We start from the raw sequence: 11,033 nt of genomic DNA, 5'->3' as shown, positions 1-11,033 counted from the left end.
CTTACCATTCCGAACAGAGAAGTTAAGCCCATTTGCGCCGATGGTACTGCCAGTTGTGGGAGAGTAGGTCGTCGCCTTTTTTGAAACCCTTTTCATATCAAAATGAAAAGGGTTTTTTGTTTTTATATGTGATTTTTATAAACCTTTCTTTATCTTCATCTATTAGAAGGAACGCATCACTTATGGAGCTTAACAGAGAATTAGAATTAGCCTGGGATTTTGTTAATAATACAAATAAAAATGTGTTCTTAACTGGTAAGGCAGGAACAGGTAAGACTACATTTTTACATAAATTAAAGCTTAAATCTTTAAAAAGAATGGTTGTAGTTGCACCTACAGGTGTTGCTGCTATAAATGCTAAAGGTGTAACCATACATTCATTTTTTCAAATGCCTTTTGGACCCATTTTGCCAAATGATAATCTTCAAGCATCTTCAGGTTTTACACGAAAGTTTAGTAAAACAAAAATTAATATTATTAAATCATTAGATCTATTAGTTATTGATGAGATCAGTATGGTTAGAGCTGATTTACTCGATGGTATTGATAAAACATTAAGACGTTTCAGAAATAGAAATTTAGTGTTTGGTGGCGTTCAGCTTTTAATGATTGGAGATTTGCAACAACTTTCTCCTGTCGTCAAGGATAATGAATGGCAACTATTAAAACCATACTATAATAACGCTTATTTTTTTAGCAGCTTAGCATATCAAAAATGCCAAGCTATTACTGTTGAACTCAAGCATATTTATAGGCAAGACAATCCTAAATTTATTAAGATTCTTAATGAAATCAGAAACAATACATTGTCACAAACATCTGCAAATGAACTTAATAAACGATATCAACCAGATTTTTCACCACATGAAAATGAAGGATATATTTTTTTAACTACCCATAATAAAAACGCTGAACGTGTTAATATTTCTGAACTTGAAAAATTAAAAAGTACTTCGCAAATCTATTCAGCTAAAATCGAAGGAAAATTTCCTGAGTTTTCTTATCCGAATAAAGAAGAACTCATTTTAAAAGTTGGAGCACAAGTCATGTTCATTAAAAATGACAGTTCGGTAGAGAAAAGATATTTCAATGGAAAAATAGGGCAAGTTATTCTTTTAGACGAGGAAGAAGTAGTAGTTAAATGTCCGGATGATGATTTTAATATTATCGTTACGCCAGAAGTTTGGGAGAACATTAATTATAGTATCAATTCTGAAACAAAAGAAATAACAGAAAGTCGAGTAGGTTCCTACACGCAAATGCCTTTGAGGCTTGCCTGGTCAATAACGATTCATAAAAGTCAAGGACTTACTTTTGATAAGGCAATTATTGATGCGCAAGGTGCCTTTGCTCATGGTCAAACTTATGTTGCCTTGAGTCGATGTAAGAGTTTAGAAGGTTTGGTGCTCAAAAGTAAAATTGATTCCAGTCAAATTATTAGTGACACAAATGTTACCAACTTTAATAAAAAATCTGAAGAAAATCAACCTAATGAATCCATATTGCAGCACTCTAAAGTTGAATTTCAATTGGGCTTAATTTTCGAAATGTTTGACTTTTATAACTTTTTACATCCTATAAATCGTGTATTAGACTTATACTATAAAAACAAAGGAAGTATAGAAGGGAATTTTGAAGCACCTATGGTTTCTATTAAAGATACGATTGCGAGTTTGCTCAAAGTTGCTAATGGTTTTAATATTCAACTTAAAGAACTTTCCAATAAGCATGAGTTACCAGAAGAAAATAAATTACTTCAATCGCGTTTTAAAAAGGCTATAGATTATTTTGAAGCACAAACCAAAAAAACTATCGAAGAGCCTTTCAAAAGTTTTGGATTTACTACAGATAACAAAGCACTAGAGAAAGATATAACAAAGCATATAGATGCCATTGAAGAATTAGTATCTACAAAACAACTTTATTTTCAAGGTTTAGCTAATGGTTTTAATGCGGTTAAGTTTCTTGAGCTTCGGGCAAAATCAGTTTTCTTAGCTAAAGAAAAACCTAAAAAGCCTAGAAAAATGGCCATAGACGGAACGACAAATGTTGAACTTTTTGAGCTTCTTCGAGAATTGCGAAATACCATCGCTCAAAGAGAAGATTTGATTCATTACCAAATATTCACTCAAAAAGCGTTGTATGAAATGTGTGAAACGTTACCTATTAATAAAGTAGAACTTAAGTCGGTTAATGGAATGGGGAAAGTACGCGTCGAGAAATATGGAACCGAAATATTAGAAGTCATTAGAAACTATTGTGATGAGCATTCTATAGAAACTTCTGCACCAATTGACATTTTTGAAAAACCAAAACAAAAAAAGGGAGACTCTAAAAAGCAATCCTTGGCGCTTTTTCAATCTGGAAAATCCATTCAGGAGATTGCAGATATAAGAGAACTAAATGAAAATACGATTATTGGTCACTTAGCGAGTTTTATGTCTTCTGGAGAAGTAAAAATTATCGATTTGGTCAGTAAAGCGCATTACGAGGCCTTGAAGGAAATTATTCCGAAGTTACGCTTTGAAAATTTATCAGACTTAAAACATCAAGTTGATGAAAAATACTCGTATGCCGAATTGAAATTAGTGCTCCAAGACTTAACTAAATAGAAAAACCTTCCGATATAAAAGAGAAGGTTTTTTATTCTAGTTTAAGTTTTTATCCTTTGATAACACCTCGAGAAATTACAATTTTTTGAATTTCTGAAGTCCCTTCATAAATCTGAGTAATCTTTGCATCACGCATCAAACGCTCTACATGGTATTCTTTTACAAAACCGTTTCCGCCGTGAATTTGAACCGCTTCAACAGTATGCGTCATTGCAACTTGGCTGGCATATAGTTTGGCCATAGCACTAGACATATCATAATTATTGCCTTGATCTTTATCCCATGCAGCTTTCATAACTAACATACGCGCAGCTTCAATTTCAGTGTACATATCAGCTAATTTAAACGCAATGGCTTGATGATTGCAAATTTCGGTTCCAAAAGCTTTACGTTCTTTTGAATATTTAAGTGCCAATTCGTACGCTCCAGAAGCAATTCCTAAGGCTTGAGCAGCAATTCCAATTCGGCCACCAGATAATGTTTTCATTGCGAATTTAAATCCAAATCCGTCGTCACCAATTCTATTTTCTTTAGGAACTTTTACATCATTAAACTGTAAGGTATGCGTATCGCTTCCTCTAATTCCTAGTTTATCTTCTTTCGGACCAATATCAAAGCCTTCCATGCCTTTTTCAACAATGAATGCATTAATTCCGCGATGTCCTTTGTCTCTGTCGGTTTGAGCAATAACAATATAGACCTCGGCACGACCACCATTAGTAATCCAGTTTTTTGTGCCATTAATTACATAATGATCGCCTTTATCAATGGCTGTAGTTTTTTGTGATGTTGCGTCACTTCCAGCTTCAGGTTCACTTAAACAAAATGCACCTATACATTCGCCAGTTGCTAATTTTGTTAAATATTTTTGTTTTTGTTCTTCAGAACCATAAGCTTCTAAACCATAACATACTAATGAGTTATTTACAGATACCATAACCGAAGCCGAAGCATCAATTTTTGAAAGTTCTTCCATTATTAATACATAAGATAGCGCATCCATACCGCTTCCGCCGTATTTAGGGTCTACCATAATTCCCATAAATCCTAGGGCTCCCATTTTGCGAACGAGTTCGTCAGGAAAGGTTTGTGCATTATCGCGTTCTATGACGCCAGGAAGTAATTCAGTTTGAGCAAAATCGCGAGCGGCATCGCGAATCATAATATGTTCTTCGGTTAAACTAAAATCCATATGAAGTATTGATTATTGAATTGATAAAAAATGATGGCAAAGATAGCTTTTTAATAGGATATTTTCAATAATGATTGTTATTTTTGCTGAATATGATAAAATCAAGATACCATGTTTTGGGTGTTATGTCGGGAACGTCTTTAGACGGAATTGATATAGCGTATATCACATTTGATTATAATTCGAAATGGACGTTTAAAATCCATGCTTCTGAAACTATTTCATATTCTGAATATTGGTTGGAAAAACTTACCAATCTTGTTGCAATTGACTTGCAAACGCTCCAACAAATTGATAAAGCCTATACTATTTACTTAGCTGAAATAATCAGCAATTTTATACAAAAATATCAGTTAAGCGAGATTGATGCTATTTGTTCTCACGGTCATACCGCATGGCATAAGCCAGAAGATAATTTTACCTATCAAATTGGAAATTTACCAGAACTGGCAAGGTTAACGGGTCATTTGGTGGTTTGCGATTTTAGAACTCAAGATGTAAGCTTAAAAGGTCAAGGTGCGCCTTTGGTGCCTATAGGTGACCAGTTATTGTTTTCAGATTATGATTACTGTATCAACCTTGGAGGCTTTGCTAATATTTCTTCAGAAAGTAATGGAAATAGAATTGCTTACGATATTTGTCCGGTAAATATTGTTATGAATCGATACGCTAAAAAACTAGGGTATGAGTATGATCGAGGAGGAGAAATAGCGAGATCTGGAGTTGTAGATTCAGGGCTTCTAGAGACGCTTAATCGTTTGCGTTTTTACGCAGTTAATCCGCCTAAATCACTCGGATTAGAATGGGTTGAAACCCATGTGTTTCCTGTTTTAGAGCATTCAAAACTTTCTGAACAAATTATTTTAAGAACGGTTGTTGAGCACATTGCTATTCAAATAACCAAAACCATAAAACCTAATTCTAAGGCCTTTTTTACTGGAGGCGGAAGTTATAATCATTTTTTGCTAGAGCGAATCAAGGCACATAAAGTATTCGACTTAATAGTACCTTCTAAAGAGATTATAGAATTTAAAGAAGCCTTGATTTTTGGCTTATTAGGTGTTTTAAAATTAAGAGGTGAAGTGAACTGCTTGGCAAGTGTTACAGGTGCGATTAAAGATCATTCTTCTGGTGTACAATTTTATCCGTAAAATTATCAGAAATTTAATATATACCGATTTTTAGTTTTTTATATTTGTTACATTAAACTAATTTAACTTTTTACTTGATGAATCAGCTTTAGCTACTCTTCATTTTATCACAATTTTTTAATAAATTATCAATGATTTAATGTATATAAATGAAAGAGTTACTACAAAAATACGAAGACAAAAACCCAGAAATTATTTTCAATTGGAAAGATCCAGAAACCGAAGCCGAAGGGTGGACAGTCATTAATTCTCTACGTGGTGGCGCTGCAGGCGGCGGAACACGAATGCGTATAGGTTTAGATATGAACGAAGTATTGTCACTTGCAAAAACCATGGAAGTGAAATTTACCGTATCTGGTCCAGCCATTGGAGGTGCCAAATCTGGAATTAATTTTGATCCTAAAGACCCAAGAAAAAAAGGCGTTTTAGAACGCTGGTATAAAGCAGTTTCTCCTTTACTTAAAAGCTATTATGGTACAGGTGGTGATCTTAATGTCGATGAAATTCATGAAGTGATTCCTATTACTGAAGAAAGTGGTGTATGGCATCCGCAAGAAGGGGTGTTCGAAGGACATTTTAAACCAACACAAGCCGATAAAATAAACCGTATTGGCCAGTTACGACACGGTGTTATTAAGGTTATTGAAAACCCGAAATATTCACCAAGTGTTGCTAAAAAATATACGGTTGCCGATATGATTACGGGCTATGGTGTTGCCGAAGCTGCTAAACATTTCTACGATATTCATGGTGATTCTATCATTGGAAAACGTGCCATAGTGCAAGGTTTTGGTAATGTTGGTGCCGCAGCGGCATTTTATTTAGCTCAAATGGGTGCCAAAGTTGTAGGAATTATCGATATTGTTGGTGGCTTAATCAATGAAAATGGTTTTTCTTTTGAAGAAATAACCGAATTGTATTTAGCAAAATCAGGAAACACCTTAGTAAGTGAAGACCTGATTCCGTTTTCAGAAATGAACGCTAAAATCTGGTCCTTAGAAACCGAAATATTTGCACCTTGTGCTGCTTCAAGATTGATTACTCAAGACCAAATTGATCAGATGATTGATACAGGTTTAGAAGTTATTTCATGTGGTGCTAATGTTCCTTTTGCTGATAAAGAAATTTTCTTCGGAAGTATTATGGAACATACCGATAACCGTGTTAGCCTTATTCCAGATTTCATTTCAAACTGTGGTATGGCAAGAGTTTTTGCCTATTTTATGGAACGAAAAGTTCAAATGACAGACGAGGCAATTTTTAGTGACACGTCAGAAATTATTAAAAAAGCGTTACAAAAAGTTTACGATAAAAATCAAACAACAACAGGCATCAGCGCAACCGCTTTCGAAATTGCCTTAACCCAATTAATATAATCCAACTCCTATGGAAAGCATAATCATAATCGTATTTGTTTTAGGTTATTTGGCTATCACCGTTGAGCATAGCATCAAAATTGACAAGTTAATTCCGGCTTTAGTAATGATGGCTATCAGTTGGGCGCTTATTTCTTTAGGTATAGACTCGTTCCCTCAGTGGTTTGATTCTTCGAGTCATGGCTTAGTTGAAGGTTTTGAAAGTTTAGGTCATGAAAGTAAAATGCACTGGATGGAAGAAACCTTACTCCATCACCTCGGTAAAACTGCCGAAATACTCGTGTTTTTACTCGGCGCTATGACCATTGTAGAAATCATAGATTATTTTGATGGTTTCTCCACAATTAAAAGCTTTATTAAAACAAAAAGTAAAAAGAAAATTCTTTGGATTTTTGGATTTTTAGCATTTTTCCTTTCTGCAATCATTGATAACTTAACGGCTACAATTGTATTAATATCAATACTTCAAAAATTAGTTAATGATAGAAGTGTTCGTATTTGGTATGCTGGTTTAATCATTATTGCGGCCAATGCTGGTGGTGCTTGGTCGCCAATTGGAGATGTTACCACAACCATGTTATGGATTGGCAAAAAAGTAACCACTGGTCATTTATTTGTTTACCTATTCTTGCCATCACTTATCTGTATGTTAGTGCCTTTCCTTATCGCGTCGTTTATGAAACCATTTCAAGGGCAATTAGAACAAAATATAAATGATAATGATAAGCCAAAAAGTAAGTTTAGTTCTACTATGCTGTATTTAGGTTTAGGCGGAATTGTATCAGTTCCAATTTTTAAGACGGTGACACATTTACCACCTTATGTAGGAATGATGTTAGCTTTAGGAATCGTAGCTATTTTTGCTGAAATTTATAGTAATTCGAAATTCAGTATTTCAAGTCATGACTCCGAAGAAAGTGATGCACACGCGCATCATAGTCCGGTACACCATTCATTATCTAAGATTGAATTGCCAAGTATTCTGTTTTTCCTTGGAATATTAATGGCCGTTGCTGCCTTAGAATCTTTAGGAATTTTATTTGGTTTTGCAGGTACATTACAAGACACCATGCCAATGTTAGGAACCGAATTACATCATGAAGGCGTTTCAGATTTGGTGGTGTTGTTATTAGGCGTAGGTTCAGCAGTTATCGATAATGTACCATTAGTGGCAGCAAGTTTAGGGATGTTCTCTGAGCCAATAGATAACGAACTTTGGCACTTTATAGCATATTCTGCTGGTACAGGTGGAAGTATGTTAATCATAGGCTCTGCTGCTGGTGTCGTAGCGATGGGAATGGAAAAAATTGACTTCTTTTGGTATCTTAAAAAAATCTCTTGGTTAGCATTAATAGGTTTCCTGGCAGGAGCCGTTGCCTTTATGTTTACCAGAACAATCTTTTAGAGGATATACTTTAGTAAGAAAACAATCGTTATTACAATAGTTAAAATTAATATTCAATATCTATCATATGACAATTCAAGAAGGAGCAGAATTACTTCCTGATTCTGAATCAACCGAAAAAACGCTATCCATTATAGAACTCATTAGTAGTGGTGGTACAGCTGGACAAATCATTATTGCCATGTTGTTTGTACTACTCATTGCTGCCATTTACATCTATTTTGAGCGCCTTTTTGCTATCAAAGCAGCATCTAAAGTAGATTCTAATTTTATGAATCAAATTAAAGATCATGTTAGTAATGGTAAAATTGATTCGGCACAAATGTTATGTGCTCAAGTTAATTCGCCTGTGTCTAGACTCATAAATAAAGGAATTACACGTATTGGAAAACCTTTAGATGATATTAATACGGCCATCGAAAATGCAGGCCGTTTAGAAATTTATAGCCTCGAAAAAAACGTAAGTATCTTAGCGACAATTTCTGGTGTAGCTCCAATGATTGGTTTTTTAGGAACAGTAATCGGAATGATTCTTTCTATTTTTGAAATTGCTAATTCTGGCGGACAAATAGATATCAAACAATTATCGGATGGTTTATATACGGCAATGACAACAACAGTTGCCGGACTCATAGTAGGTATTGTTGCTTATATGGCTTATAACCATTTGGTGGTAAAAACTGATAAAGTCGTTTATCAAATGGAAGCTAATTCCTTAGAATTTTTAGATCACCTAAACGAGCCTATTTAATGAATTTAAGAGGAAGAAATAAAGTAACACCAGAGTTCAATATGTCGTCAATGACCGATATTGTATTCTTGTTATTGATCTTTTTTATGCTCGCTTCAACGCTGGTGACAACCAATGCTATTGATATATTATTACCTAAGGCAAGTGGTAAAACTGAAAACCGACAATCTGTAGCCGTAAGTATTAAAAAAGATTTGACTTATTATATCGACCAAAAACGGGTTGGTGAAAGCGTTCTTGAGAACGAACTAGTAACCGCATTGTCCGGTCAAGAGGAACCTACCGTTGTTTTACGTGCTGAAAAATCGGTACCTGTAGAAAACGTCGTAAAAGTGATGGATATCGCTAATCGAAATAAGTTTAAGGTGATTTTAGCTGTAAAGCCTAATAATTAATATCCTTAAAAATACTATTTTGGAACGACTATTGTTTTAAAGCGTATTATACAAGCATAACGATGAAATATTTAGAGACCAAACACGAACGAAATTCAGCAAAGATCACTGCATTAATTGTGGCTATCTTAATCCTGCTGCTATTTGTCGTGGGTCCGCCTTATTTGGATCCTCCTGAAGAATATGGTGTTGCTGTTAATTTTGGGAATTCTCCTGTAGGAACCGGAAATATTCAGCCTACAAAACCTATAAAGTCGCAGCCTACGGAAGAAGTAGTGAAAGAAGAGACTAAAGCACAACCTACCGAAACTTCTAAAGCAACTAATAAAGCTGAAGATGTTATTACGAATGAATCACCTGAATCAATTGCTATAAAAAAAGCGAAGGAAGCAGAAGCTAAAGCAAAGGCTGAAGCAGAACGACAAGAAGCTATCAAAAAAGCAGAAGCTGCAGCAAAAGCTAAAGCAGAGCAAGAAGCTAAAGACAAATTAGATGCACTTATTGGAGGTGTTAAAAATTCTGAAGGTACCGAAACAGGTGGTGAAGGTCCAGGTGATGGTCCTGGTGATAAAGGACAATTAGATGGAGATCCTTATGCGCCAAGTTATTTCGGACCAGGAAATGGTGGTGGCGGAAAAGGCTATGGCCTTAACGGAAGAGGGACTGCAACCTATTCTAAAGTACTTCCTGATTGCCAAGAAGAAGGTCGAGTTGTTGTTGAAATTCATGTTAATCGTTCTGGAAACGTTGTTAAAGCTATTCCTGGAAAAAGAGGAACTACTGGAGGTTCGTGTTTATATGAAGCAGCAAGAAAAACAGCACTTACGCACAAATGGCCAGCCGATTCTAATGCGCCAACGACACAGATTGGTTGGGTGAAAATAGACTTTAGCTTAGGAAATTAAATGAACTACCTCGATACAGTCAACTGGATGTTTAAGCAGTTACCTATGTATCAAAATCAAGGTAAAACGGCTTTTAAAAAGGATCTTTCTAATACCATTCTTTTAGCCAAGCATCTCAAAAACCCTGAACAAAAATTTAAAAGTATTCATGTGGCAGGCACTAATGGTAAAGGGTCTACCAGTCATATGATTGCTTCGGTTTTACAAACGGCTGGTTATAAAGTCGGGCTTTATACATCGCCGCATTTAAAAGATTTTAGAGAGCGTATCAAAATTAATGGCAACTGCGTTAGTAAACAGTTTGTTATTGGTTTTGTAAAGCGAAACCGCACTTTTTTAGAACAACAACACTTATCTTTTTTTGAAATGACAGTTGGTATGGCATTTGACTATTTTGCAAAACAAAAGGTTGATATCGCTGTTGTTGAAGTAGGCCTAGGTGGTCGATTAGACTCTACTAACATCATTACTCCAGAAGTTTCAGTAATATCTAATATTGGCTTTGATCATACACAGTTTTTAGGAAATACCTATGAAGCCATTGCTAAGGAAAAAGCGGGCATCATAAAACCAAATGTACCAGTAGTTATTGGAGAAACTCAAGACGAAACCCAAGAGGTCTTTAAAAGCATTACCAGAGTAAACCATGCCGCTATTTACTTTGCCGACCAATGTGTAAAGTCAGCATATACCAGCGATTTAAAAGGGGATTATCAAAAGCATAATATAAAAACAGCAGTTCAAGCTTTAAAACTTCTTAACGGAAGCACATTCCAGATTTCCGAAGCTAACTTGCAGGACGGATTGCAACATGTTGTTAAACACACGGGATTACAAGGCCGTTGGCAAGTGCTACAGGAAGCACCCAAAATTATTTGTGATACCGCTCATAATAAAGAAGGACTTACATACATTATGCGCCAATTAGCAAAAGAAATCTATAATGAACTTCACTTGGTTTTTGGTGTTGTTAATGATAAAGATATACATTCAATTCTTCCTCTATTACCAAAAGAAGCCATCTATTATTTTTGTAAACCCAATGTGCCAAGAGGATTGGATGCCGAAATTCTCAAATCCCAGTTCCTTAGTGAAGGTTTTCAAGGTCAGGCTTATGAGTCGGTTAGTCAAGCCCTAAGTACTGCAAAAACAAATGCTTCAGTAAATGACTTAATTTATGTTGGAGGCAGCACATTTGTAGTCGCTGAAATCGTATAGCTTGTAAATATTCGTATATTTATTCTTC

At 35.2% G+C, this 11,033-nt stretch carries 9 protein-coding genes; 8 read left to right on the top strand and 1 reads right to left on the bottom strand.

What is annotated here, in order from left to right:
• The first annotated feature begins 182 nt into the window (after positions 1-182).
• Positions 183-2,612, top strand: a complete 2,430-nt coding sequence (locus N4270_RS12235; protein ID WP_260097500.1) for a helix-turn-helix domain-containing protein — start codon at positions 183-185, stop codon at positions 2,610-2,612.
• Positions 2,613-2,661: 49 nt separating this feature from the next.
• Here the strand turns inward: N4270_RS12235 and N4270_RS12230 are convergent, their stop codons facing one another.
• Positions 2,662-3,804 carry an acyl-CoA dehydrogenase gene (locus tag N4270_RS12230; RefSeq protein ID WP_260097499.1) on the bottom strand — a complete coding sequence of 381 codons (1,143 nt, stop codon included), beginning with the start codon at positions 3,802-3,804 and terminating at the stop codon, positions 2,662-2,664.
• A gap of 92 nt (positions 3,805-3,896) precedes the next feature.
• Here N4270_RS12230 and N4270_RS12225 point away from each other — a divergent pair, with 92 nt between their 5' ends.
• The 7 genes from N4270_RS12225 (at position 3,897) to N4270_RS12195 (ending at position 11,005) form a co-directional block, all read left to right on the top strand.
• Positions 3,897-4,955 (top strand): anhydro-N-acetylmuramic acid kinase, encoded by a 1,059-nt coding sequence (locus tag N4270_RS12225; RefSeq protein ID WP_260097498.1) that lies wholly within the window; start codon positions 3,897-3,899, stop codon positions 4,953-4,955.
• 149 nt (positions 4,956-5,104) lie between these two features.
• The gene (locus tag N4270_RS12220; protein WP_260097497.1) at positions 5,105-6,331 is read left to right on the top strand and encodes a Glu/Leu/Phe/Val dehydrogenase dimerization domain-containing protein; all 1,227 of its coding nucleotides are present in this window, start codon (positions 5,105-5,107) and stop codon (positions 6,329-6,331) included.
• Positions 6,332-6,341: 10 nt separating this feature from the next.
• Positions 6,342-7,736, top strand: a complete 1,395-nt coding sequence (gene nhaD / locus N4270_RS12215) for a sodium:proton antiporter NhaD (protein ID WP_260097496.1) — start codon at positions 6,342-6,344, stop codon at positions 7,734-7,736.
• Positions 7,737-7,803: 67 nt separating this feature from the next.
• Complete coding sequence (locus N4270_RS12210) at positions 7,804-8,487, top strand: MotA/TolQ/ExbB proton channel family protein (RefSeq protein WP_260097495.1); 684 nt, start codon at positions 7,804-7,806, stop codon at positions 8,485-8,487.
• Positions 8,487-8,882 carry a biopolymer transporter ExbD gene (locus tag N4270_RS12205; RefSeq protein ID WP_260097494.1) on the top strand — a complete coding sequence of 132 codons (396 nt, stop codon included), beginning with the start codon at positions 8,487-8,489 and terminating at the stop codon, positions 8,880-8,882. Before N4270_RS12210 ends, N4270_RS12205 begins: the two co-directional genes overlap by 1 nt.
• A gap of 62 nt (positions 8,883-8,944) precedes the next feature.
• The gene (locus tag N4270_RS12200; RefSeq protein WP_260097493.1) at positions 8,945-9,787 is read left to right on the top strand and encodes an energy transducer TonB; all 843 of its coding nucleotides are present in this window, start codon (positions 8,945-8,947) and stop codon (positions 9,785-9,787) included.
• Positions 9,788-11,005 (top strand): folylpolyglutamate synthase/dihydrofolate synthase family protein, encoded by a 1,218-nt coding sequence (locus tag N4270_RS12195; RefSeq protein WP_260097492.1) that lies wholly within the window; start codon positions 9,788-9,790, stop codon positions 11,003-11,005.
• The last annotated feature ends 28 nt before the right edge of the window (positions 11,006-11,033 follow it).

Origin of the sequence: Psychroserpens sp. SPM9 (assembly GCF_025153525.1) — a bacterium.
Taxonomy (GTDB): Bacteria; Bacteroidota; Bacteroidia; order Flavobacteriales; family Flavobacteriaceae; genus Psychroserpens.
Note: the sequence above shows the minus strand (reverse complement) of the source record. Positions and strands in the feature narration are given on the sequence as shown.

Excerpts from the sequence above, each read along its gene's own strand:
- N4270_RS12235 (WP_260097500.1), top strand. The coding sequence starts at position 183 with ATGGAGCTTAACAGAGAATTAGAATTAGCCTGGGATTTTGTTAATAAT.
- N4270_RS12230 (WP_260097499.1), bottom strand. The coding sequence starts at position 3,804 with ATGGATTTTAGTTTAACCGAAGAACATATTATGATTCGCGATGCCGCT.
- N4270_RS12225 (WP_260097498.1), top strand. The coding sequence starts at position 3,897 with ATGATAAAATCAAGATACCATGTTTTGGGTGTTATGTCGGGAACGTCT.
- N4270_RS12220 (WP_260097497.1), top strand. The coding sequence starts at position 5,105 with ATGAAAGAGTTACTACAAAAATACGAAGACAAAAACCCAGAAATTATT.
- nhaD (WP_260097496.1), top strand. The coding sequence starts at position 6,342 with ATGGAAAGCATAATCATAATCGTATTTGTTTTAGGTTATTTGGCTATC.
- N4270_RS12210 (WP_260097495.1), top strand. The coding sequence starts at position 7,804 with ATGACAATTCAAGAAGGAGCAGAATTACTTCCTGATTCTGAATCAACC.
- N4270_RS12205 (WP_260097494.1), top strand. The coding sequence starts at position 8,487 with ATGAATTTAAGAGGAAGAAATAAAGTAACACCAGAGTTCAATATGTCG.
- N4270_RS12200 (WP_260097493.1), top strand. The coding sequence starts at position 8,945 with ATGAAATATTTAGAGACCAAACACGAACGAAATTCAGCAAAGATCACT.
- N4270_RS12195 (WP_260097492.1), top strand. The coding sequence starts at position 9,788 with ATGAACTACCTCGATACAGTCAACTGGATGTTTAAGCAGTTACCTATG.